At 72.2% G+C, this 24,868-nt stretch carries 16 protein-coding genes; 9 read left to right on the forward strand and 7 right to left on the reverse strand.

From position 1 onward, the window contains the following. Nucleotides 1–2 precede the first annotated feature (2 nt). Entirely contained in the window at nucleotides 3–920 is a 918-nt protein-coding gene (gene ftsX / locus AB0I54_RS10330) for a permease-like cell division protein FtsX (protein ID WP_363295476.1), read from the reverse strand. Nucleotides 921–961: 41 nt separating this feature from the next. Beyond that, nucleotides 962–1,651 (reverse strand): cell division ATP-binding protein FtsE, encoded by a 690-nt coding sequence (ftsE, locus tag AB0I54_RS10335; protein WP_194045450.1) that lies wholly within the window; start codon nucleotides 1,649–1,651, stop codon nucleotides 962–964. Between the two features lie 225 nt (nucleotides 1,652–1,876). Between ftsE and AB0I54_RS10340 the strand changes: the two genes are divergently transcribed. After that, nucleotides 1,877–2,068, forward strand: a complete 192-nt coding sequence (locus tag AB0I54_RS10340; RefSeq protein ID WP_316753993.1) for a hypothetical protein — start codon at nucleotides 1,877–1,879, stop codon at nucleotides 2,066–2,068. A gap of 94 nt (nucleotides 2,069–2,162) precedes the next feature. Here the strand turns inward: AB0I54_RS10340 and AB0I54_RS10345 are convergent, their stop codons facing one another. The 4 genes from AB0I54_RS10345 to AB0I54_RS10360 form a co-directional block, all read right to left on the reverse strand. Next, nucleotides 2,163–2,765, reverse strand: a complete 603-nt coding sequence (locus tag AB0I54_RS10345; protein WP_363295477.1) for a hypothetical protein — start codon at nucleotides 2,763–2,765, stop codon at nucleotides 2,163–2,165. A gap of 315 nt (nucleotides 2,766–3,080) precedes the next feature. Beyond that, a complete protein-coding gene (gene prfB / locus AB0I54_RS10350; RefSeq protein WP_263209344.1) occupies nucleotides 3,081–4,187 on the reverse strand; it encodes a peptide chain release factor 2 in 1,107 nt (368 codons plus the stop codon). Between the two features lie 760 nt (nucleotides 4,188–4,947). Next, nucleotides 4,948–6,180: a serine/threonine-protein kinase gene (locus tag AB0I54_RS10355; RefSeq protein WP_363295478.1), complete on the reverse strand. Its 1,233-nt coding sequence runs from the start codon at nucleotides 6,178–6,180 to the stop codon at nucleotides 4,948–4,950. A 111-nt stretch (nucleotides 6,181–6,291) separates the two neighbouring features. Next, the gene (locus AB0I54_RS10360) at nucleotides 6,292–7,953 is read right to left on the reverse strand and encodes a protein kinase (protein WP_363295524.1); all 1,662 of its coding nucleotides are present in this window, start codon (nucleotides 7,951–7,953) and stop codon (nucleotides 6,292–6,294) included. Between the two features lie 327 nt (nucleotides 7,954–8,280). Here AB0I54_RS10360 and AB0I54_RS10365 point away from each other — a divergent pair, with 327 nt between their 5' ends. From AB0I54_RS10365 to AB0I54_RS10400, 8 genes are all read left to right on the forward strand, one after another. Beyond that, on the forward strand, nucleotides 8,281–11,658 hold the full coding sequence (locus AB0I54_RS10365; RefSeq protein ID WP_363295525.1) for an FHA domain-containing protein: 3,378 nt from the start codon (nucleotides 8,281–8,283) through the stop codon (nucleotides 11,656–11,658). 175 nt (nucleotides 11,659–11,833) lie between these two features. Next, entirely contained in the window at nucleotides 11,834–13,210 is a 1,377-nt protein-coding gene (locus AB0I54_RS10370) for an ABC transporter substrate-binding protein (RefSeq protein ID WP_363295479.1), read from the forward strand. Nucleotides 13,211–13,217: 7 nt separating this feature from the next. After that, nucleotides 13,218–14,561: a sugar ABC transporter permease gene (locus AB0I54_RS10375; RefSeq protein WP_363295480.1), complete on the forward strand. Its 1,344-nt coding sequence runs from the start codon at nucleotides 13,218–13,220 to the stop codon at nucleotides 14,559–14,561. Continuing rightward, nucleotides 14,558–15,466: a carbohydrate ABC transporter permease gene (locus AB0I54_RS10380; protein WP_363295481.1), complete on the forward strand. Its 909-nt coding sequence runs from the start codon at nucleotides 14,558–14,560 to the stop codon at nucleotides 15,464–15,466. The genes AB0I54_RS10375 and AB0I54_RS10380 overlap by 4 nt, the downstream gene beginning before the upstream one ends. Nucleotides 15,467–15,631: 165 nt before the next feature. Further along, on the forward strand, nucleotides 15,632–17,896 hold the full coding sequence (locus tag AB0I54_RS10385; protein WP_363295482.1) for a bifunctional glycosyltransferase family 2 protein/CDP-glycerol:glycerophosphate glycerophosphotransferase: 2,265 nt from the start codon (nucleotides 15,632–15,634) through the stop codon (nucleotides 17,894–17,896). 125 nt (nucleotides 17,897–18,021) lie between these two features. After that, a complete protein-coding gene (locus AB0I54_RS10390) occupies nucleotides 18,022–20,223 on the forward strand; it encodes a CDP-glycerol glycerophosphotransferase family protein (RefSeq protein ID WP_363295483.1) in 2,202 nt (733 codons plus the stop codon). 7 nt (nucleotides 20,224–20,230) lie between these two features. Then, nucleotides 20,231–22,447 carry a bifunctional glycosyltransferase family 2 protein/CDP-glycerol:glycerophosphate glycerophosphotransferase gene (locus tag AB0I54_RS10395; RefSeq protein ID WP_363295484.1) on the forward strand — a complete coding sequence of 739 codons (2,217 nt, stop codon included), beginning with the start codon at nucleotides 20,231–20,233 and terminating at the stop codon, nucleotides 22,445–22,447. 11 nt (nucleotides 22,448–22,458) lie between these two features. Continuing rightward, complete coding sequence (locus tag AB0I54_RS10400; RefSeq protein ID WP_363295485.1) at nucleotides 22,459–23,733, forward strand: hypothetical protein; 1,275 nt, start codon at nucleotides 22,459–22,461, stop codon at nucleotides 23,731–23,733. 670 nt (nucleotides 23,734–24,403) lie between these two features. Here AB0I54_RS10400 and AB0I54_RS10405 read toward each other — a convergent pair. After that, nucleotides 24,404–24,817: an organic hydroperoxide resistance protein gene (locus AB0I54_RS10405; RefSeq protein WP_363295486.1), complete on the reverse strand. Its 414-nt coding sequence runs from the start codon at nucleotides 24,815–24,817 to the stop codon at nucleotides 24,404–24,406. Between the last annotated feature and the right edge of the window lie 51 nt (nucleotides 24,818–24,868).

Genomic DNA, 24,868 nt, shown 5'->3' on the forward strand with positions numbered 1-24,868 from the left:
CGTCACACCTTCAGGTACTTGCGCAGCGCGAAGAATGCGGCAAGGGCGGGCATCAGCACGCTGGTGGCGAGGATCAGCGGGAGCTTTGTCAACACGGCGTCCCAGCCCACGAAGTTGATCAGATTGAGCTTCGAGGACAGGGCCATGCCGTGGTCGATGGTGAAGTAGCGCCCCACGACCAGGAAGAAGCACGCGAGTCCGCCGCCGATCAGACCGGCGACCGCGGCCTCCATGATGAACGGCGCCTGGATGTAGAAGCCGGAGGCGCCGACCAGTCGCATGATCCCGGTCTCGCGCCTACGGCTGAACGCGGAGACACGCACCGTGTTGACGATCAGCAGCAGTGCGACGATCAGCATCAGCGCCATCACGCCGAGCGCGGCCCGGTTCATCAGGTTCAGCAGCCCGAAGAGGTTGTCCAGGATCCCCTTCTGGTCCTGCACGGACTGGACACCGTCACGTCCGTCGAAGGCGGTTGCGATCACCTGGTACTTCTGCGGGTTCTTGAGCTTGATCCGGTACGACTCCTGCATCTGGTCCGGCGTGAGCGAACTGGCCAGCGGGGAGTCGCCGAACTGCTCCTTGTAGTGCTTGTACGCCTCGTCCTGCGACTCGTAGCTGACCTTCTCGACGACCGACATCTTGTGCAGGTCGGAGAGGATCTGCTTCTTCTGGTCCTCGGTGACCGCGCCCTTGGCGCAGTTGGGATCGGAATCGGCGTCGCTCTTGTTGCAGAGGAAGATCGAGACGTTGACCTTGTCGTACCAGTAGCCCTTCATGGTGCTGACCTGGTCGCTCATCAGCAGCGAACCGCCGAACAGGGCCAGGGACAGGGCGACGGAGACGATGACGGCGAAGGTCATCGTCAGATTGCGGCGGAGACCGACACCGATCTCCGACAGAACGAACTGGGCGCGCATGGCGTCTGGTTAAGCCTTTCCGTCGTGGAGCGTCGGGGCGGTCAGTGCTGGTAGCCGTAGACGCCGCGGGCCTGGTCGCGGACGAGGCGGCCCTTTTCCAGCTCGATGACGCGCTTGCGCATCTGGTCCACGATGTTCTGGTCGTGCGTCGCCATCACCACGGTGGTGCCCGTCCGGTTGATCCGGTCGAGCAGTTTCATGATGCCGACGGAGGTCTGCGGGTCGAGGTTGCCGGTGGGCTCGTCGGCGATCAGCAGCTTGGGCCGGTTGACGAAGGCGCGGGCGATCGCCACCCGCTGCTGCTCACCGCCGGACAGCTCGCCGGGCATCCGGTCGTCCTTGCCGCCGAGCCCGACGAGATCGAGCACCTGCGGCACGGACTTGCGGATCTCGCCGCGGGACTTGCCGATCACCTCCTGCGCGAAGGCCACGTTCTCCGCGACCGTCTTGTTGGGCAGGAGCCGGAAGTCCTGGAACACCGTTCCCAGCTGGCGGCGCATCTGCGGCACCTTCCAGTTGGAGAGGCGGGCGAGGTCCTTGCCCAGGACGTGCACCTGACCGTGGCTGCACCGCTCCTCGCGGAGGATCAGCCGCAGGAAGGTGGACTTTCCGGAGCCGGAGGACCCCACGAGGAAGACGAACTCGCCCTTCTCCACTTCCAGGGACACATCCCTGAGCGCGGGGCGGGTCTGCTTGGGGTAGACCTTGGAGACATTGTCGAATCGGATCACGGATGCACCACGGGTCGCCGGGGGTAGGTGTGCGTGACCATACGCGAACCAGGTGCGTGAGTGCAGTCGCCGGTAGGGGTTGCGTGTGGGTTGTGTGCTTTTGTGCCAGGGGGCTCTCTCCGGACGACCGCGCCCTTTGCCTTGGAACCTGGCACAGTGGAGGGGGAACGTTCTCGTTCCGGGAAGCGTTGTGTAGGTGAAGGCCGGTGCAAGGAGGGCGAGCGCATGACGTACGACCGGTTGGTGTGCGCGAACTGCGCGGCGCCCGTGAACGAGGGCCGGTGCCCTGTGTGCCGTGCCAACCGCGAGCGGCTGCAGCAGGAGAACTTCCTCGCGGGACTGAACCCGATGGCGCTGATCGCGCTGCTGGCGGTGCTGATCGCCGCGGTGGCGCTGCTGGCGCACCAGACCGCGTAGAAAGCGGCGACAGGACGGCCGAAGGGCCCGGAGCGGCAAGCTCCGGGCCCTTCCGCGTACGACGCGCGTACGTTCCGTAATCGTGCGGCCACCGTCAGGCGGCCGCACCGCCCCGGCCGCCCACGAGGCGCGGCAGGATGCGGAAGCCGATACCACCGGCGATCATGGTGGCGGCGCCGACGATCAGGAACGCGGTCTGCCCGGCACCGGTCTCGGCGAGCTGCTTGCCGTTGCCCTGGGTCTGGGTGCCGGAGGACGTGTCGGTGAGGGCGGAGCTGCCCTCCTCCTGGGCGGAGGTGCCCGAGCCGCCGTCGGGGTCGGTGTTGCTGTTGCCGCCACCGTTGCCGTGGCCGTTGCCATTGCCGTTCCCGTTCCCGTTCCCGCCGCCGTTGCCGTGCGTCGGGCTGGAGGTGGGCTGCTCGGAGGGCTGGTCGGTGGGCGGCTCCTCGGTGGGCTCGGTGGGCTCCTCCGTGGGGTCCGTCGGCTCGTCGCTGGGGACCGCGGTCTCCGTCGGCAGCTGAGTCGGGACGGTCTCGGTCGGCTCCGGGCTCGGCGACTCGTCGGCGCACAGCACGCCGAGCACGCAGTCGTCCGACTCCGCGGCGGAGGCGGCGCCCGCGGCGGTCAGCGAGGCGCCCGCGGCGATCACGGCACCGGCGGCTATCCGCGCGATCCGGATCCGCGTCTTGTTGGTCATGTGTTGCTACCCCCAGTAGCTGAGTGTCAATGAGCGGCGCCTGGGGACGGCGGTGATCGACGGGGGCGGCTGACGAGATCCGCTACAACTCAAGTCCCCCGGTTCACATGCGCCCCAGAGATACGCATGCCACGCTTTACCCTTCCGATTTTTCAAAGCAACGTCAAGGCCGTTGCGCGCGTGATGTCCACTTGCGGGGCGTTTGCCGGTGGTTGGGACTTGTGACTGTGATGTAAAACCCAGACAAATGACAACTGCCGCCTCGGGGGCGGCAGTTGTCCGGGATTACCAAGTCGATAAATTGACTGGCCTCGTCTACTTCTCTTGCTGCTTGCGCCAGCGAATGCCGGCCTCCAGGAAGCCGTCGATCTCACCGTTGAACACGGCCTCGGGGTTGCCGACCTCGTGCTCCGTCCGCAGGTCCTTGACCATCTGGTACGGGTGGAGCACGTAGGAACGCATCTGGTTGCCCCAGGAGTTGCCGCCGTCGCCCTTGAGGGCGTCCATCTTGGCCTGCTCCTCCTGCCGGCGCCGCTCGAGGAGCTTGGCCTGCAGCACGTTCATGGCGGTGGCCTTGTTCTGGATCTGCGACCGCTCGTTCTGGCAGGAGACGACGATGCCGGTGGGGATGTGCGTGATGCGCACGGCGGAGTCGGTGGTGTTGACGCCCTGGCCGCCGGGGCCGGAGGACCGGTAGACGTCGATACGCAGGTCGGACTCGTCGATCTCGACGTGGTCGGACTGCTCGACGACGGGCAGGACCTCGACACCCGCGAAGGAGGTCTGGCGGCGGCCCTGGTTGTCGAAGGGCGAGATGCGCACGAGTCGGTGCGTGCCCTGCTCGACCGAGAGCGTTCCGTAGGCGTACGGCACCTGGACGGCGAAGGTGGTGGACTTGATGCCCGCCTCCTCCGCGTACGAGGTCTCGTACACCTCGGTCTTGTAGCCGCGCTGCTCGGCCCAGCGCAGATACATGCGCTGAAGCTTTTCGGCAAAGTCGGCGGCGTCGACGCCACCGGCTTCCGCCCGGATGTTGACGAGCGCCTCACGGGAGTCGTACTCACCGCTGAGCAGCGTCCGGACCTCCATCTCGTCCAGCGCCTTGCGGACGGCGGCGAGCTCGGACTCCGCCTCGGCGCGGGTGTCCGGGTCGTCCTCCTCCTCGGCCATCTCGAAGAGCACGGCGAGATCGTCGATCCGCCCCCGCAGCGCCTCGGCCTTCCTGACCTCGGCCTGCAGATGGCTCAGCTTGCTGGTGATCTTCTGCGCCTCGTCCGGGTTGTCCCACAGGGACGGCGCGGCCGCCTGCTCCTCGAGCACGGCGATGTCTGCCCTCAGCTTGTCGAGGTCCAGAACGGCCTCGATCGACTCCATGGTCGAGGAGAGGGACTTGAGCTCTTCGGAAACATCGAGGACTGCCACGCCTCCAGCGTAACGGCTCCGCCGCCCGACCCGGCCCGAGAGTGCCCCGGCACCCTCCCTGCCCACCCCGGGGGCTGCCGCCCCCGGCCCCCCGCATCGACCTGAACGACCTCACGGCCGCAAGCCGGAAGGGCGGGGACGGGAACTGGCGACGGGGGCTGACACAGGGGGTGGGGGTGACGTGCGGGGATGGGGCCGGGGATGGGGGCGAGGTTGCACTGGGGTGCAGGGGTGCCTCGGTGGGGTCTGGGGCAGGGGCTGCGCTGGGGTGCAGGGGGCAGGGCCCGCTGGGGTCCGGAGCAGGGCCCCGCGGGGGGCGCCGGGCGCGCGGGGGCACGGTCCCATACGGGGCGCAGGGGCGAAGCCCCGCTTGGGTTCGGGCATGGCTCCGCCAGGAAGTCCCCTCCAGGAGTGCAGGGGCGAAGCCGGCAGGGCCTGGGGCAGGTCCCCGGCTGAGTCAGGAGCGAAGCCCCATCGGGGGGTCTGGGGCACAGCCCAATGGGGCGTAGGGGCGAAGCCCCGCCAGGGTCAGGGGCGGAGCCCCAAGAGGGGACCTGTCAGCCCACCGAGACGGGCCGGGCGGGTGGGCAAGGGGGGTCTGGGGCGGAGCCCCAGGGCGGGACCCCTCAGCCCACCGAGACGGGCCGGGCGGGCGGGCGAACGGGGTCTGGGGCGGAGCCCCAGGGCGGGACCCCTCAGCCCACCGAGACGGGCCGGGCGGGTGGGCGAGCGGGGCGGGGTCCCGGGGAGGTGGGGTGGGTCAGGGGGTCGATGATGTGTGGGTGTCCTGCGGGGGCGTCTCCGTGTCGTCGTTCGATGTCGCCAGCCATGCGCCCACGCCCACCGCCGCCGCCAGCACCACCCCCGCCACCCCCAGGGTGATCCTGCGGCGCCGGGCGACGGCGCGATGGCGGGCGGAGCCGGGGCGGGGGGCTCCGGAGGCCCGCGGGACCCGGGCCGTACCCCGTGCTCCCCCGGCCAGCTCGTCGGGGCCCGGCACCCTCATCGACGTATGCGTGTCCCGGTTGGAGTCCGGCCGGGCGCCGGGGACGAGGGACACCGCTCCCCGCCGTCGTACCGGCTCGCCCGCCGACGCGGGGACCGGCTCCGCGGACTCCGTCTCCTCGGCCCCCTCCGCCTCCGGCTCGTCCACGTCCAGCGGCGGCATCCCGGCCAGCAGCGGCAGCTGCTCCCGCAGCCTCGCCGCCAGCTCGGACGCCCGCAGCCGCGACGCCGGCCCCTTGGCGAGGCACTGCACGATCAGCTGCCACAGCTCGTCCGGAATCCCCGGCAGCGGTACGACCGTCTCGGTCACGTGCCGCCGCAGCACCGCCCCGGGGTGCCCGCCGCCGAACGGCGTGAAGCCGGCCAGCAGCTCGTAGAGCACGGTCGCCAGGGCGTAGATGTCCACCGCCGCGCGCGGGGGCAGCCCCTCCACGATCTCCGGGGCCAGATAGTCAGGCGTGCCGATGATCTTCGTGGCCCGGGTCCGCTTCGGGGAGTCGATCAGCTTGGCGACGCCGAAGTCCGTCAGCAGGGCGGGGTGCGCGCCGCCGGGGCCCAGCGGCCCCTGCATATCCAGCAGCACGTTCTCCGGCTTCACGTCCCGGTGCACGACCCCCGCCGCGTGCGCCGCGGCCAGCCCGTCCGCGACGTCCGCGACGATCGCCACCGCTGCCTCGGGCGCCAGCCGCCGTTCCCGCTCCAGGCGGGTGCGCAGGTCCGTGCCCCGGACCAGGTCCATGACGAGCGCCAGGTCGTTGCCGTCCACGACCAGGTCGCGCACCGACACGACGTTCGGGTGCTCCAGTCCGAGCAGCGCCGTGCGCTCCTGCACGAAGCGTCCGACGAGCTCCTGGTCGGACGCGAGATCCTCGCGCAGCAGCTTGATGGCGACGGGACCCTCCGGTCCCTCGCCCAGCCACACCGTGCCGGCGCTGCCCCGCCCCAGGATCTGGTTGGCGGTGTACCGGCTGCCGATCTTCCGTGCCAAGACTGCTCCTACAGACGCGTGTTGTCGTTAAAAGTACGCGTCCGACGTGCCGACCTTCACCACGGAGACAGAAATCACCCGCCAGATGTCGACAAATCCACAGACTGGCGATCAGTTGCCGCTGGTGGCGTTGCCCAGATCCTTGACCCAGCCGCCCACCGTGCTCACCAGGTCACGCAGCTGGTGCCAGTAGCCCTTGCCCTCCCCGATCCAGGTGTGCAGCGGGGTCAGGTCCCAGATGAGCCAGCCCGCGACGACCAGGATGACGATCACGAACAGGCAGCCCTTCAGACAGCCGAGCCCGGGGATCTTCATCGGGTTGGCGCTGCGCTGCCGGGGCTCGCGCGCCGGGCGCCGGGGCTCCGCCGGTGCGGCCGGCGGCGCGTACCGCTGGGGCTGCTGCTGCGGGGCGTACTGCTGCGGCCGGCCGTAACCGGGCGGCGGGCCCTGCTGCTGCCGCGGCTGCGGACGCTGCTGGGGCTGTTGCCTCGGCTGCTGCTGGGGGCGGGCCACCTGCCGCTGGGGCCGGCGGCGCAGCGGGTCCTCGTTCGGGTCGAGGTACTGGATCTGCGTCTGCTCGTTGCGGTCGCGGGCCGCGCGCAGCTGGGTCTGCCAGGGGTGCGGCTGCTCGGGCTGTTGCCCGCCGCCCGCCTGGTGCTGCGGCACCGGCGGCATGACGGCGGTCGGGTCCGCCGCCCCGGTGTTCGGCAGTACGGCGGTGGGGTCGGCCGCGCCCGCCGGGCCACCGGTGTGCGGCAGGAAGCTGGTCGCCGCGTTCGGGTCGTACGTGCCCGGCGCCGAGCCCGTCGGCAGCACCTGGGTCGGGTCGGCGGCCCCGGGCACACCAGGTACGGCGGTCGGCGCCGGGTCGGGGGCCAGCAGGGCGCCCACGCCCTCCGCGGCGGCGATCTGCGCCGAGTTCGCGTGCACCCCGATGCCCTCGGCGACGACACGCAGCCCGCGCGCGAGGTTCTCGGCGCTGGGCCTGTCGTCCGGGTTCTTGCGCAGGCAGCGCTCTATGACCGTCCACAGCGGGTCGGGCACAGTGGACGGGCGGCGCGGCTCGGCGCTGAGGTGCTGGTGGAGCACCTCCAGGGCGCTTCCGCCGCCGAACGGCGGACGGCCCGTGACCAGCTCGTACAGCAGGATGCCGGCGCCGTAGATGTCGACCGCGGAGGTCTGCGGGCGGCCCTCGGCGGACTCCGGCGCGACGTACGCGGGCGTGCCGACGAACTCGTGGGTGCGGGTGAGGCCCGGGGAGTCGGCGAGGCGCGCGATGCCGAAGTCGGTCAGCAGCGGGTGCATCTGGCCGTCGCGCTGCTGGAGCAGCACGTTGGCGGGCTTCAGGTCGCGGTGGACGACGCCGTCGGCGTGGCTGGCGGCGAGCGCGTCGGCGATCTGAGCGGTCATCAGGGCCGCGGCGACGGGTGTGAAGGGGCCGTTCTCGCGCAGGTAGCGATGGAGGTCGGGGCCCTCGACGAGGTCCATGACCAGGGCCAGCAGTTCGCCCTCGACCACCAGGTCGCGGACCCGGACGATGTTGGGGTGGGTCAGCCGGAGCAGGACGGACCGTTCCCGCAGGAACCGCATCACGATGTCCGCGTCGCTCGCGAGCTCCTCCTTGAGGACCTTGATCGCGACGGTCTCACCGGGCTGTCCGGGCACGGCCGCCTCGGCGCCCGCGGTCTCTCGCTGGCGGGCTCGCCAGACGGTCCCGGTGGCGCCGCGTCCGAGCGGCTCCTCCAGGAGGTACTTGCTGCCTACCGGCCGCACGTCATGCGCTCCCTGCTGATGGCTGGTGTTCCGGTCCACTCTAGTGCCGCTCCATAGGGCACTACGTAAGCCTTCCCCTGCATGTTCGATGGAAAGACGCTCGCCTCGGCCGCCCGGTTGCCGGGCCCGGACGTGACCGATCTCAAGTGATCGTCGGCGAGGTACTGGTCAGGCACTTTTAGGGGCAGAGCTGACCAATCAAGATCACTTGATACCGGGTCGCGGGCGGATTGTCAGTGACAGGTGCGAGGATGCCTGCAGTACTGGCCGACGTGCTCGTGGGGTGGGGGGTAGTCCGCGCCCGTGCAGAAGGGACCGCTGACGGCGATGCAGATCCGGCTGACCGTCGTAGACCCGCTGGGCCCGGCCCCGGGGCGGGGCCGCGTCGCGAGCCGCGACGTGCTGGTCACGGCGCCCGCCGGCACGGACCTGGCGGCGGTGGCGTCGGGCCTGGCCTCGGCGGTCCTGGGAGACGGCAGCCTGGGCCGCGAGTCCGCGGCCGCCGCGGTCGTGCTGTACGCGGGGGCGGAGCGGCTGGACGCCCGGCGCCGCACCCTCGGTGAGCCCCCGCTGGTCGACGGCGCCGTGCTGTCCCTGGGCGCACCGGCCGAGCCCGAGGCGCATCCTGAGCTGGACGACGCCCCGACCCAGCTGCACGTGGTGGCGGGCCCGGACGCGGGCGGGGTCCATCTGCTGCACGGCGGGCAGATCACCATCGGCCGCTCCGCCGACGCCGACGTCCCGCTCGACGACCCGGACGTCTCCCGGCTGCACTGTGCGGTGACCGTGGCCGCCGACGGCCGTGTCTCGGTCGCCGACCTCGACTCCACGAACGGCACGGCCCTGGACGGCACCCGGGTGGACAACCGCCCGGTGCGCTTCCCTCCGGGGGCCCTGCTCAGGATCGGCGAATCGGCTCTGCGGCTGACTCCGTCCGGGGGGCCGGGGGCGCGGGTGGAGACCGTGCCCGACGGGGAGGGGTGCGTCCGGGTGACCCCGGGCGAACCGGGGACCGCTCCCGACGGTCCGGCACCCCACGCGCGCGAGGACGGCACCGCGACTGGCGACGCTCCCGGCGCGCGCACGCATCACGCGTACGGCCCGGCCGGCTGGGACTCCCCGGGCGGCGGTCCGGGCGCCCAGGAGCACCTCCCCGTGGCGCCGCCTGCCGTACCGGAACAGGGCGGCGCGCCCAGGATCGAGAGCCGGGGCGGGGACACCCACGCCGGCCGCTTCGGAGCGGGCGGCGCGGGCGCCGCCTTCTCCGGTACGACGGGACACGACACGGCACCGGACGGCCTCCACTCCGACGCACGCGCGCGTGAGGACGGACTTCCCGCCGGGCGCAAGGGCACTCCCCTGCGTGGCACCGAGGTGCCCCAGGGCCTGCGCAGGCGCGGCGGCATAGGAGCGTGGGCGCGGCGGCTGACCGGCGGCCGCGGGGAGCAGCCGGCCACCGGGCGGGAGGCGTACGGCGTGGAGGGTGCCGGTGACGCCACCGCACCGGCGGCCGACGTCCCCCAGCAGCCCGATACCTGGCCGGACCCGGCCGCGCTGCTGCTGACGGCGCTGGGCCCCGGGCCGCGGCTGTGGGAGCGAGGGCCGGGACACCCCGAGACCCTCACGGTCCGGCTGGGCACGGCCGACCGGGCGACCCCGGACGGCGCGGGCCTGCTGCCCGGCGTGCCGGTGACCGCCGATCTGCGCGAGGCGGGCGCGCTGGGCCTGGCCGGACCGCGCGCGCGGCTGTCCGGGCTGGCCCGCGCGGTGCTGGCGCAGCTCGCCGCGCTGCACTCCCCCGACTCGCTGGAGATCGTGCTGATCAGCGCGGACCGCACGCGCACCCTGGAGGAGCGCACCGCCGAGTGGTCCTGGCTCGGCTGGCTCCCGCATGTGCGCCCGGGGCACGGCCAGGACTGCCGTCTGCTCCTCGCCCACGACCGCGAACAGGCCGCGGCCCGCACCGAGGAACTCCTGCACCGCCTGAAGGAGCAGGTGGCCGACGGGACGGCGGCGCGGCCCGCGGCCCGTGACGTCCCCCGGTCCGTGACCCTCGACGGTGAGCGGCGGCCGGCCCGGCGGCCCTCCTGGGCGCGGGACGACTTCGGCGCGGACGGGACGGACGGCTTCGCCGGGCCGTACACCGTGGTCGTCGTGGACGGCGACCCGGGCGGGGCCGGTCTGCGCGAGGCGGTGGCACGGCTGGCGCTGGAGGGCCCCCGGGCCGGGATACATGTCGTGTGTCTGGCCGAGACGGACCCCGCCTCGCCCGCCTCGCCGGTGACGGAGACGTACGAGGCGGCGTGCGCGGTGGCGCCGACGTTCCGTGAGTGCGGTGCCGTGGCGCTGCTCGGCGGCGACGTGGCCACGGCGCTGCATCTGATGCGAGTGGCGCGCACGGACTCCCACAGCGGCTCGGCCGTTCCCGTGGGCCCCGGCACGGTCGCCTCGGTCGACGCGGTCTCCCCGGCCTGGGCCGAGCGGTTCGCGCGGGCGCTGGCGCCGTTGCGCACGGACGGTGCCGTCGGCGAGCGGCACGCGCGCGTGGCCGCGCCGCTGCCGCTGTCGGCCCGGCTGCTCGACGAGCTGGGGCTGGCCCGGGCCACCCCGGCGTCGCTGATGGCGCGCTGGGCGGACGCGGCCGACGACACGGAGTCGCCGGCCGGCCGGGCCGTGGCCGTGCTCGGCGCCGGTCCGCGCGGCCCGCTCGGCGCGGACCTGGTGGCCGACGGGCCGCATCTGCTGATCGAGGGGCCGTCCGGCAGCGGCCGTACGGAGCTGCTGCGCGCGGTCGTCGCCTCGCTCGCCGCCGCCGAGCGCCCCGACCGGCTGGGCGTCGTCCTGATCGACGGCCGGGACGGCGTCCGCACGGCCGGCGGCCACGGCGAGGGCCTGCGCGTCTGCACGGACATCCCGCACGTCACGACCCACCTCACCGCGAACGACCCGGTGCGCATGCGGGAGTTCGCCCAGTCCCTGAGCGCCGAGCTGAAGCGGCGGGCCGAACTGCTCGGCCGGGACGGCTTCGCCGAGTGGCACGCGCACCGCGCGCTGTCGGGCCGTATGGTCACTCAGCGCACGGCGGGCGGACGCCCCGCGCCGTCCGGGGCCGGGGACCTGGACACCCCGCCCAGCTCCACGCTGCGGCTGCGGCCCGCGGCGACGTCCCGTCGACAGACCGAGGTGGCACCGCCGTTGCCCCGCCTGGTGGTGGTCGTGGACGACCTGGACGCGCTGGTCTCCCCGGCGCTGGGTTCGCCGGGGCGGCCCGCGGCGGGGTCCGTGATGCGGGCGCTGGAGGCGGTGGCCAAGGAGGGCGAGCGGCTCGGCGTCCACCTGGTGGCCGCGTCCGGGCCCGGCGGCCGTACGGCGGAGACGGAACCGGCCCGCCGGGCCACCCTGCGCGTCACCCTGGACGCGCCGGCCTCCGGGCCCGAGGAACCGGCGCCGGGGCGCGGGCGGTTGACCTCGGCGGACGGACGCGTGACCGCGTTCCAGGGGGGCCGGGTGACGGGCCGTATCCCGCGCACCGCGACCCAGCGCCCCACGGTCGTCCCCTTGGACTGGCACCGCATGGGCGACCCGCCGGCCCGCCGGCCCGTGCGCGAGCTCGGCAACGGCCCGACCGACCTGGCGCTGCTGGCCAGCGCGGTGGAGCGGGCGGCGCGGGAGGTCGCGGCGGTGGAGATACCTTCGCTCCTGTAACGGGAGGCACTCCAGCCCGTACAACGGGAGACACCCCAGCCCGCCCATCACGACGCGGTCACGATCCCCCACTTGACAGTGTTGGCGCTCTTGCCGCGTTCAAGCAGCCGGGCGTAGACCGGACCGCACGGCACAGCGCTCGGACGTTCAACGGAGAACGAAGAACGGGGCAGTGATGCGTAGCAAGAGCAACACCATCCGGACAAACAGGGCCGTCACCACACTCGCCACCCTCCTCGCTGGAGCGCTCGCGCTCACCGCCTGCTCCAGCAGCGACGACAAGAAGGGCGGCACCGAGAGCAGCAGCACCGCGACCGGCTCCGGCCTCGACCTTCCCAAGCTGGACGGCGTGAACCTGGAGGTCGCCGCCGTCTGGACCGGCCAGGAACAGAAGAACTTCAAGCAGGTCCTCGGGGAGTTCGAGAAGCGCACCGGGGCGAAGGTCACCTTCGTGCCCGCCCAGGACCCGATCATCAACTTCCTCGGTTCGAAGATCGCCGGCGGTCAGCCGCCGGACGTCGCGATGCTCCCGCAGCCCGGCGCCATCAAGCAGGCCGTCGACAAGAAGTGGGCCAAGCCGCTCGGCGCGCAGGCGCAGGCGGAGCTCGCCAAGAACTACTCGCAGGGCTGGCAGGACATCGGCAAGGTCGACGGCAAGCAGTACGGCGTCTACTACAAGGCCGCCAACAAGTCGCTGATCTGGTACAACGCCAAGGCGTTCGAGAACGCGGGCGCCAAGGAGCCGAAGACCTGGCAGGAGCTGCTGACGGCGGCCCAGGCGGTGTACGACTCCGGTGTCACCCCGTTCTCCGTCGGCGGCGCCGACGGCTGGACCCTCACGGACTGGTTCGAGAACGTCTATCTGTCCCAGGCGGGTCCGGAGAAGTACGACCAGCTCGCCCAGCACAAGATCAAGTGGACGGATCCGTCGGTGAAGCAGGCGCTCACCACACTCGCCCAGATCTGGGGCAAGAAGGACTATGTGGCGGGCGGCGCGGACGGCGCGCTGCAGACGGAGTTCCCGGCGTCGGTCACCCAGACCTTCACGGGCGGCGACCAGCCGAAGGCGGCCATGGTCTACGAGGGCGACTTCGCGCAGGTCAACATCGGTGAGACCAAGGCGAAGGTGGGCACGGACGCCAAGGTGTTCCCGTTCCCGGCGGTGGGCTCCACCGCGCCCGTGGTCTCCGGCGGCGACGCGGCCGTCATCCTGAAGGACTCCAAGGGCGCCCAGGCGCTGGCCACCTTCCTGGCCTCGCCGGAGGCGGCGACGATCCAGGCGAAGCTGGGCGGCTATCTCTCCCCGAACAAGAACGTGCCGGCCTCGGCGTATCCGAACGCGGTGCAGCAGACGATCGCCAAGGCGCTCATCGCCTCGGGCGACGACTTCCGCTTCGACATGTCCGACCAGGCCCCGCAGGCCTTCGGCGGCACGCCCGGCAAGGGCGAGTGGAAGGACCTCCAGGACTTCCTGAAGAACCCGAAGGACGTCGCGGGCACCCAGGCGAAGCTGGAGAAGGACGCGGCGGCGGCGTACGGCAGCGGAAGCTGATCCGGCGATGTCGTCGGCCGCGGCGGCAGGGGTCCCACCGGCCCCTGCCGCGCCGAAGCGTCGCAAGAGCGTGACCGGCACCCGCAGGACCGTGGCGGCACTCTTCCTGCTGCCCGCCCTGGTGCTGCTCGGCGCGCTCGTGGTCTACCCGATCGGGTACTCGCTCGTCCGCAGCTTCTACAACTCCTCGGGCGACGGCTTCACCGGAGTCGACAACTACAAGGCCCTGTTCACGGATGACGGCATCCGCACGGCCCTGAAGAACAACATCATCTGGGTGGTGTTCGCGCCCACGGTCTCCACGGCCCTCGGTCTGATCTTCGCGGTGCTGACCGAACGGGTGCGCTGGGGAACGGCGTTCAAGCTGGTCGTCTTCATGCCGATGGCGATCTCGATGCTGGCCGCCGGGATCATCTTCCGGCTGGTGTACGACCAGGATCCGGACAAGGGTGTCGCCAACGCCGTGTGGGTCGGTGTCCACGACACCTTCGCCCAGTCGTCGGCGTTCCCGAAGGCGCACCCGGGACGCCAGTCGCCGCTCAAGCCCGACGCGGGCGGTTTCCTCACCTCGGCGACCGTGCACACGGGCGAGACGGTCGCGCTGCCCCTGGTGGGCGTGGCCCCGGACCAGATGCCCGGCAGCGCGAAGAAGGCCGTGGCGGCGAAGCCCGAGCCGGGGAAGATCACCGGCACCACCTGGCAGGACTTCACGCGCGGCAAGGGCGTCGGAAGGCTCGGCGTACCCGACCCGTCCGAGCTGGGCTACGCGGGGATGAAGATCGAGGCGGTGAAGGACGGCAAGGTGGTGGCCTCGACCAAGGCGGCCGCCGACGGCACCTTCACGCTCCCGGCCGCCGCGGACGGCGCCCGGCTGCGGCTTCCGGCGAGCAACTTCAAGGCGCCGTACAACGGCGTCGACTGGCTCGGCCCGTCGCTGGTCACCCCGGCCATCATCGGGTCGTACGTCTGGATGTGGGCGGGCTTCGCGATGGTGCTGATCGCGGCCGGACTCGCGGGCGTGCCACGGGAGTTGCTGGAGGCCGCGCGCGTCGACGGGGCGAACGAGTGGCAGGTGTTCCGGAAGGTCACGGTGCCGCTGCTCGCCCCGGTCCTCGCGGTCGTCACCGTCACACTGATGATCAACGTGCTGAAGGTATTCGACCTGGTCTTCATCATCGCGCCGGGCTCCTCCCAGGACGACGCCAACGTGCTCGCCCTGGAGCTGTACCGGAAGGGCTTCGCGGAGGACCAGCCGGGCATCGCGAGCGCGATCGCGGTGTTCCTGCTGCTGCTGGTGATCCCTGTGATGTGGTTCAACATTCGCCGGCTGAGGCGGGAGGGCAGGCGATGACGACGCATGCCGGAAGCATCGGCAAGACGGCTCCCGTCGAGAGCGTGAAGGCGAGGCAGTCGCTGGGCTCGCGGATCGCCGGGCGGCTCAGCGGGGGGCTGGTGCGTGCCTTCCTGCTGGTCGTCGGCCTGTTCTGGCTGGTGCCGACGATCGGTCTGCTCATCTCCTCGCTGCGCTCGCCCGAGGACATGAGCGCGAGCGGCTGGTGGAAGGTGTTCGCCAAGCCCTCCCAGCTGACCTTCGACAGCTATCAGAGGCTGCTGGAGAACGGCGACATCACCGACTCCCTGTGGAACACGGTCCTGATCACGGTTCCGGCGACGGTCCTGGTCGTGGTCATCGGCTCCCTCGCGGGCTATGCGTTCGCGTGGATGGAGTTCCCGGGCCGCGACTGGTGGTTCCTGGGCGTGGTCAGTCTGCTGGTGGTGCCCGTACAGGTGGCGCTGATCCCGATCGCCGAACTGTTCGGAAAGATCGGACTGTTCGGGACGATCCTCGGGGTGATCCTGTTCCATGTGGGCTTCGGTCTGCCGTTCGCGGTGTTCCTGCTGCGGAACTTCTTCGCGGAGATCCCCCGGGAGCTGCTGGAGGCCGCCCGGCTCGACGGCGCGGGCGAACTGCGCCTGTTCGCACGGGTGGTGATGCCGCTGGGCGGGCCCGCGATCGCGAGCCTGGGCATCTTCCAGTTCCTGTGGGTGTGGAACGACATGCTGGTCGCCCTGGTGTTCACCAAGTCGGGCACGCAGCCGATCACGGTGGCACTGCAGACGCAGGTACGTCAGTTCGGGAACAACATCGACGTACTGGCACCCGGGGCGTTCATCTCCATGGTGATCCCGCTGGCCGTGTTCTTCGCGTTCCAGCGGCAGTTCGTGTCGGGCGTGATGGCAGGGGCGGTCAAGTAGCCGTCAAATCACAGCAAAAAGGGCATATTCGAGGGGCGGGTCGGCTATCGGCTCGCCCCTCGCGGTTCATCGGACATCCCCCACATGCCGTACCAACCGTAACCAAATCACTCCAGCGGCCGTTCCCGGGCACAACGCCCGCGCCGACCGACCCATGGATGTGTTGTGCCCAGGTTCAGTGTCATCGTCCCCGTGTACAAGGTCCAGGCCTATCTGCACGAGTGCCTGGACTCGGTGCTCTCGCAGTCCTGTGCCGATCTCGAACTGATCGCCGTCGACGACTGCTCGCCGGACGCCTGCGGGGCGATCATCAACGAGTACGCGGCCCGCGACGCGCGCGTACGAGCCGTGCACCTGGCGGAGAACCAGGGCCTCGGCGGCGCCCGCAACGTGGGCATGAAGCACGCCCAGGGCGACTACCTGATCTTCCTCGACAGCGACGACACCCTCACCCCGCACGCGCTGCGCTCCATCGCCGACCGGATCAAGGAGACCGGCGAACCGGACGTCCTGGTCTACGACTACGCGCGCACCCGGTGGACGGGCGAGGCCGCCCGCAACAAGTTCGCGCTGGAGCTGGCCGAACAGGGCCCGGCCCCCTTCCGCCTCGACGACCGCCCGGGGCTGCTGCGGGTCCTGATGGTGGCCTGGAACAAGGCCTGCCGAAGGGAGTTCGTCGAGGCGAACGGCTTCCGCTTCCCGCCGGGCTACTACGAGGACACCCCCTGGACCTACCCGGTCCTGATGGCGGCGGAGTCCATCGCGACCCTCGACCGGGTGTGCGTGCACTACCGGCAGCGCCGGCAGGGCAACATCCTGTCCACCACCAGCCGCAAGCACTTCGACATCTTCGAGCAGTACGACCGGGTGTTCGCGTTCCTCGACGAGCGGCCCGAACTCGCCCGCTGGCGGCCGGTGTTGTTCCGCCGCATGATCGACCACTTCTCGACGGTGTTCACCAAGCGCGACCGGCTGCCGCGCGGCACCCACGCCGAGTTCCTGATCAAGGCCCGCGCCCACTACGGCCGTTACCGCGCCCCCGGCGTCTCCGTCCCGCTGCGCTCACGCCTGCGCCACACCCTCGTGCGCTTCGGCCTGCACCGCACCTACCGCGCCCTGCAGTCGGCGATGTCCGCGCGCCGCCGCACCCTCCATCTCGCCGCCCGGCTCGCCCGCGTCCTGAAGGCCGCCACCCTCCAGCTGCACTACCGCATCCAGCTGCGCCTCCCGCTGCGCGCCGACCGTGCCGTCTTCGCCGCCTACTGGGGACGCGGCTACGGCTGCAACCCGGGCGCGCTGGAGGCCGCGTTCCGCACGCACGCCCCGCACATCCGCACGGCGTGGATCGCCCACCCCGAGCACCAGCACACGATCCCGCCCGGCCCGCGCCGGCTGCGCCCCGGCACGGCCGCCTACTGGACGGCGCTGGCCCGCTCCAAGTACCTGGTCAACAACGTCAACTTCGACCGACGGCTGCGCAAGCGCCCCGGCCAGGTGTTCGTCCAGACCCAGCACGGCACCCCCCTCAAGCACATGGGCCTGGACCTCCAGGAGCGCCCGGCGGCCGCCCGCGACATGGACTTCGCGGAGCTCCTGCGGGGCGTCGACAAGTGGGACTACGTCGTGTCCGCCAACCGCCACACCACCCTGACCTGGGAGCGCGTCTACCCCGGCAGCTACACCACGCTGGAGTACGGCTACCCGCGCAACGACGTCTTCCAGCGGGCCACCCCGGCGGACGTGGCCCGGCTGCGCGAGCAGCTCGGCATCCCCGACGGCTCGGTCGCGATCCTCTACGCCCCCACTCACCGCGACCACCGCCGCACCCAGCACCTCGCCCTCGACCTGGAGCACGTCCTGCGCTGCCTGGGCCCGCGCTTCGTGATCCTGACGCGCGCCCACTACTGGCACGACGGCCCGCTCGCCGAGGCCCACGACCGGATCATCGACGTCAGCGACCACCCGAGCGTCGAGTCGCTGTGCCTCGCCTCGGACGCGCTGGTCACCGACTACTCGTCGATCATGTTCGACTACGCCAACCTCGACCGGCCGATCATCGTGCACACCGCCGACTGGGATGTGTACGAGGCGGCCCGCGGCACCTACTTCGACCTGCGCGCCTTCCCGCCGGGCGCGATCGCGCGCAGCGAGGACGAGCTGATCGACATCTTCGCGTCCGGCCACTGGCGCGGCTCCAGCTCGGCCCGGCTGCGCTGCGCGTTCCGGGAGCGCTTCTGCCCGTACGACGACGGACGCGCCGCCAAGCGGATCGTCCAGCACGTCGTGCTGGGCCGGACCGAGGGACAGCCGCCGTTCACCCCGCTCGACGAGCGCCGCCCGGCGCCGTCGGCGGCCTCGGCGCTCGCCCGCACCCCGCTGGCCACCCTTCCGCAACCTTCCGGCCCCCTCCCCGTCACCGAGGGCCACTGAACGCCGTTTCCCCTACCGGGAGTTCCCATGCCCCTCAGCACTTCGCGGCCCACCCCCACCCGGCCGTCCACCTGGCGGCCGACCGGGCGGCCCGGCCGCGTCCGTATCACTACAGAAAGAGCAGAATGCCCCGCTTCAGCATCATCGTCCCGTCCCATGGGGTCGCGGGCCGGCTGTCCCAGGCACTGGACTCGGTCCTCGCACAGTCCTTCGCCGACCTCGAGCTGATCCCGGTCTGCGACGAGCCCGGGTCCCCGGCCGCCGGCGTCGCCGCCGGTTACGCCGAGCGGGACTCCCGGGTGAGCCCGGTGCACTCGCCGCCGGCCGCCGGTCTGAGCGGGGCGCGCAACACCGGGCTGCGGGCGGCGACCGGCGCGTATCTGCTCTTCCTCGACGGCGACGACGTACTGATGCCCGGGGCGCTGACGGCCCTGGCCGCGCGGCTCGGGGAGACGGGCGACGTCGATGTCCTGTACTTCGAGCACGAGCGGACGCCCTGGTGGGACGGTGAGCCGACCAACCCGGCGGAGCCAGTGCTGGCGCGGACCCCGGCCGGGGCGTTCTCCCCGGCCCAGGCACCCGGGCTCACCGGCGTCCAGCTGCCGGCCTGGAGCGCCGCCTACCGCCGCTCCTTCGTCGCCGCGCACCGACTCGCCTTCCCTGCGGGCCACTTCACCGACCTCGGCTGGGGCGGGCTGACGACGGTCGCCGCGGACCGGCTGGCGGTGCTGCGCTCGGTGCTCGTCCGGCACCGGCTGCGGCGGCAGGGCAGCAGGCTCAACCTGCCGGGCGCACACCAGGCCGAGCTGCTGGACCAGGTGGACCTGGTGCTGACCCGGGCCGCCGAGCGGGGGCTGTCCGGCGAGCGGACGCGGCCGCTGTTCGAGCAGCTCTTCGCCACCGTGCTGAAGACCGCCGCCCACCCCGAGCGGCTGCCCTCCGGGCACCGGGCCTTCTTCCGCCGCGCCCGCCATCTGCACCGCCGCCATCGCCCGGCCGGTTTCCGGATGCCGGGCGGGAGCGTGGGTGTCCAGCACCGGCTCCTTGCGGCGGGGGCGTACACCGCGTTCCACGCGCTGCGCGCCGCCAACCAGTCTGCGGCCAGGGCGGTGGAGCTGGTCCCGCGCCCCCGCATGCTGCGCACCCGCCTGCTGTACCAGATCCAGCTGCGCCGCCCCCTCGACCCCAACCTCGCCGTGTACTGCGCCTATTGGGGCCGCGGCTACGCCTGCAACCCGGCCGCGATCCACGCCAAGGCCCGTGAACTCGCCCCGCACATCCGCTCGGTGTTCCTGGTCGAGCCCGGCCAGGCGCACGCCGTGCCCGACGGCGTCGACTACGCGCTGATCGGCAGCCGTCGCTACTGGGAGGTGCTGGCCCGCGCCAAGTACCTGGTCAACAACGCCAACTTCGCCGAGGAAGTCGTCAAGCGCCCCGGCAGCGTGCACCTCCAGACCCAGCACGGCACCCCGCTGAAGAAGATGGGCGTGGACCAGTCGACGTACCCGGTGGTGGCCGCCCAGACCGGCAGCTTCGCCAAGCTGCTCGGCCGGGTCGACCGCTGGGACTTCAACCTCTCCTCCAACCGCCACTCCACCCAGATGTGGGAGCGCGCCTTCCCGGGCTCGTACGAGGCCCTGGAGTACGGCTATCCGCGCAACGACGTGTACTACACGGCGACCGCCCACGACGTGGCACGCATCCGCCGGGACCTGGGCGTGCCCGAGGGCAGCACCGCCGTGCTGTACGCCCCCACCCACCGCGACCACCACACCGGCTTCGAGACCGGACTCGATCTGGAGGCCTTCTGCGAGGCGGCCGGCGAGGACGTCGTCGTCCTGCTGCGCGCGCACTACTTCTACGACCGGGGGCTCGGCAGGAGCAGCAGCCGGATCATCGACGTCACCGGGCACCGCTCCTCGGAGGACGTCTGCCTGGCGGCGGACGCGCTGGTCACGGACTACTCGTCGATCATGTTCGACTACGCCAACCTGGACCGGCCCATCGTCGTGTACGCCGACGACTGGGAGGTCTACCGGGAGACGCGCGGCGTCTACTTCGACCTGATGGAGGCCCCGCCGGGCCCGGTCGCCCAGACCCCCGAGGAGCTGGCCCGCGTCTTCCGTGACGGCTCGTACGCGGGGCCGGAGTCCAAGGCGCTGCGGGCCGCGTTCCGCGAGCGGTTCTGCCAGTTCGACGACGGTCTGGCCGCCGAGCGCGCCGTACGGCGGGTGCTGCTCGGCCGGCCTCCGGAGGCGATCCCGCCCGTGATCCCGCTCGCGGAGCGCATCCCCGCCCCCGCCGCCGCGACCCTCGTGAGGAGCTGACCGAGCCGTGCCCCGCTTCAGTGTCATCGTCCCCTGCTTCAAGGTGCAGGGCTTCCTGCGCGAGTGCCTCGACTCGGTCCTGGAGCAGTCGTTCCACAACATCGAGCTGATCGCCGTGGACGACTGCTCGCCGGACGGCTGCGGCGCGATCCTCGACGAGTACGCGGCCCGCGACCCGCGCGTGAAGGTGCTGCACCTGCCGGAGAACGTCGGCCTCGGCCGCGCCCGCAACGCCGGACTCCCCCACGCCACCGGCGAGTACCTGCTCTTCCTCGACAGCGACGACACCCTCACGCCCGGCGCGCTGCGTGCCATGGCCGACCGGCTGGAGGAGACCGGCGACCCGGACGTGCTGGTCTTCGACTACGCACGCACCTACTGGTGGGGCGGGACCCGCCGCAACGTCCTGGCCCATGTGCTGACCGAGGCGGGCGACGGCACCTTCACGGCCGCCGAACACCCGGAGATCCTCGACCTGTTGATGGTGGTGTGGAACAAGGTCTACCGCCGGGAGTTCGTCGAACTGAACGGCTTCCGCTTCCCTCCCGGCTACTACGAGGACACGCCCTGGACCTTCCCGGTGATGCTCAGCGCCGGGCGGATCGCGGCCCTGGACCGGATCTGCCTGAACTACCGGCAGCGCCGCCAGGGCAACATCCTGTCCACCACCAGCCGCAAGCACTTCGACGTCCACGACCAGTACGCGCGGGTCTTCGCGTACGTCGACGACCATCCGGAGCTGTGGAGCTGGCGGCCCTATCTGCACCGCAAGATGGGCGAGCACTGTCTCGACATCCTCGCCAAACCGGACCGGCTGCCGCCCGGTGACCGGGCCGAGTTCTTCCGGCGTACGGCGGAGATGTTCCGCCGGCACAGGCCCGCGAACGCGCGGGTCGACGGCGAGGTCGCGCTGCTGACGGGCTCGTACCCGGCCTACGTGGTGAGGCGGCAGTCCGGACGGGCGGGGCGGGAGCTCGGGCGGCGGGGCCTCCAGGTCCGCCGCGCGGTGGCCGGCCGGGCCAAGCGGGGCTGGTCCGGACTTCACTCCCAACTCCCCCTCGACCCTCATCTCGCCGTGTATTCGGCGTTCTCGCACCTCGGGGTGCTCGGCGACCCGGCGGCCGTGTACCACAAGGCACGGGAGATCGCCCCGCACATCCGGGGGGTGTGGGTGGTGCGGGACGAGGAACAGGCGGCCCAGCTGCCCCCGGACGTCGAGCACGTGCTCCTCGACACCCCGCGCTGCCACGCCGTCGCCGCGCGGGCGAAGTTCTTCGTCAGCAACGCCAACTGGCCCGCCACCGTGCCCAAACGCCCCGGCAGCGTCGACATCCACACCCACCAGGGCACCCCGCTCAAGTACATGGGCGCCGACCTGCTGGGCAAGCCGGGCGCCAGGCACGGCGTCGACGTGCCGTTCCTGCTGCGCCGGGCGGACCGCTGGGACTACAGCCTGGTCGCCAACCGCCACTCCGAGCTGGTGTGGGAGCGGGCCTACCCCTGCCACTTCACCTCGGTGCGCACCGGCAGCCCGCGCAACGACGTACTGGTCGATCCGGCCGAGGACGCCGGGGCCGCGTTCCGCTTCCGGTACGGCATCCCGGACGACCACCGGGTCGTGCTGTACGCGCCGACCCGCCGCGACTACTGCCGGGGCGGCCACGTGGACCGGGTGGACCTGGCCCGGTTCGCGGCGGACCTGGGCGAGGGCAGCACCCTCGTCGTACGGCTGCACCCCACCCTCGCGACGGGTCCCGCGCGCGGGATGGGCCTGGCCGAACTGCACCGCCGGGGTGTGGTGGTCGACGCGACGGACGAGCCGCAGGTCGAGGAGGTCATGCTCGCCTCCGACGTGCTGGTCACCGACTACTCGGCCCTGATGTTCGACTACGCCAACCTCGACCGGCCGATCGTGGTCCACGCCGACGACTGGGACGCGTACACGGCGAGCCGGGGTGCCTATCTCGACATCACGGCGGAGGCGCCGGGCCATGTGTCGCGCTCCTACCGGGAGCTGGCGTGGCTGTTCACCTCCGGGTCGTGGCGGGACGAGGAGTCGGCGCGGCTGCGGGCTCAGTTCCGGGCGCGGTTCTGCGAGTTCGACGACGGGCGGGCGGCCGAGCGGGTGGTACGGACCCTGCTGCTCGGGGAGAGCGTGCCGGGGCCGGACGCCGCGCGGGTGCCGGGGCCGGCCGCCGGCCACGACCTGCTGGCCGCCACATGAGGCCGCGCACCATGCGGCCGCGCATCTGGGTCCTGGTCCTGGCCGCCGTCTTCGCGGTGCTCCAGCTCGCGAACGTCACCGGCCGGGACACGCCCGACTCCAGGAACTATGTGTCGTACGCGCTGAATCTGACGGGCGAGAGCAAGCGGGCGGCGGCCTCGGCCACCGTCGACTGGGTCTGCGCCGGCCGGGCGTCCCTCGCGCGCCGCAACCAGAGCGTGAACGTGGTGCGCTTCCATGGGCCGAGCCCCACCCGGCGGGTGGTCGCGCAGTGCGAGGCGGACCAGCTGGGGCTGGTGGACCGGCGGCTGCGGGCCGGGCAGACGGACGGGCACATCGCGCCGTTCAACGCCCCGCGCCTGAAGCGGATCTTCGAGGTGCGGCCCGGATATCCGCTGTTCCTGGTGCCGTTCGTCACGGTGTTCGGCGTGACCTGGGGCGTGTGGCTGGCGAGTGTGCTCGTCACGGCCGCGGGCGGGGTCCTCGCGTTCCTGATCCTGCGCACCCTGGCCGTGCCGCTACCGCTCGCGCTGAGCGGCCAGGCCCTGTACTACGTCCTGCCGTGCGGTACGACGGCCATGCGCCCGATGGCCGAGGGGCTGATGCTGGCGCTGACCCTGGGGGCGGTGTGGGGCTGCGCGCTGGCCCTGAACCGCCGGCCCCGGGCCGGGACGGCACTGGTCGCCGGCTGTCTGCTCGCGCTCTTCGCCGTGAAGCACTCGCAGTCGCTGTTCCTGGGGCTGTGCCTGGGCGCGGCGGCCACGGCGGTCGCGGTACGGCGCCGGTGGCGGGGGCGTGCCGTGGGGCGAGGGATCGTGGTGATCGCCGTGGCGGGCTGGTGCGCGGCGCTCGGCACGGTCCTGCTGGCGCGGCTGCTGCACTACCCCTCCGAGTCGGACAGCCTCCAGGACCTGCTGACCGACCACTACCGCCGGCCGGACCGCGCGCATCCGTGGCCGGAGTTCCTGCATCTGGAGTCGAGCTTCTGGATCGAGTGGGTACGGCGGCAGTTCATGGCGCCACTGCTCCTGACGACGCTGGCGGCCGGGGCGTGGGGCGCGCTGAGGCGGCCCGCGTTCGGCTGTTTCCTGCTGGCGGCCGCGTTCACCGGGATCCTCACCCAGGCCGCGCATCCCGACATCACCGTCTGGGGCGAGCGGCTGATCGTGCTGGCCTGGCTGCTGCCCGTGCTCGGGATGCCGCTGCTGCTGGAGCCCCTCACACACCACCGGCCGACGCTGCCGGCACAGGGGAAGAGCGAGCGCCAGGTTCACCCGGTGGGGTGAAGGGCAGGTGGGCTCAGCCAGGGGTACGGGGCGGCCAGGCTCGGCCGGAGTGACGGGTGCCGCAACGGGCCGGGGCCGGGTCCGTGCCTGCCGCTGCCCGCATCGGCCCGCTCCGGGCGCCTCGCTCTCGTCCGTCGGCACCGGGTGCGCCGACGTGGTGCGCCCGGGGTGGGCGAACGCCAGGTCACCCGGTGGGGTGAAGGCGGCCGGGCTCGGCCGGGGTACGGGGCGGCCGGGCTCGGCCGGGGTACGGGGCGGCCGGGCTCGGCCGGAGTGACGGGTGCCGCGACGGGCCGGGGCCGGGTCCGTGCCTGCCGCTGCCCTCGTCGGCCCGCGCCGGGCGTCTCGCTGTCGTCCGCGTCACCGGGTGCGTCGGCGCGGTGCGCCGGGGCAGGCGAGCGCCAGGTTCACCCGGTGGGGTGAAGGGCAGGTGGGCTCGGCCGGGGTACGGGGCGCCGGGCTCGGCCGGAGTGACAGGTGCCGCGGCGGGCCGGGGTCCGTGCCTGCCGCTGCCCTCGTCGGCCCGCGCCGGGCGTCTCGCTCTCGTCCGTCGGCACCGAGTGCGCCGGCGGCCGCTCACGCGCCGGCGCGGTGTGCCCGAGGAGGCGGGCGGTGTCTGGTGCCGACCGGACGGGGAGGCGCCCGGCGCGGGTCGTTCAGGGGTGAGGTGTCACTCGATGACGAGGGTGACCTCGATGTTGCCGCGGGTGGCGTTGGAGTAGGGGCAGACCTGGTGGGCCTGCTCGACGAGCTTGCGGCCGGTCGCCTCGTCCACGGTGTCGGGCAGCTCGATGCGCAGGGTGACCTTCAGCGCGAAGCCCTCGCCCTGCTTGCCGATGCCGACCTCGGCGGTGACGGCGGCGTCGCTGACGTCCACCTTGGCCGCGCGGCCGACCAGGCCCAGCGCGCTGCCGAAGCAGGCGGCGTAACCGGCGGCGAAGAGCTGCTCCGGGTTGGTGCCCTCGCCGTTGCCGCCCAGCTCCACCGGCGGGGCCAGCTTGAGGTCGACCCGGCCGTCGGAGGAGACGGCACGGCCGTCCCGGCCGTGGGTGGCGGTGGCGACAGCGGTGTAGAGCGCGTCCATGGAAGACCATCCCTCTCGAAGTCACGTTCCGGCGGCTCTGGTCCGGCCGCC

It is taken from the genome of Streptomyces sp. NPDC050625 (genome assembly GCF_040654755.1).
In the GTDB taxonomy this organism is placed as follows: Bacteria; Actinomycetota; Actinomycetes; order Streptomycetales; family Streptomycetaceae; genus Streptomyces.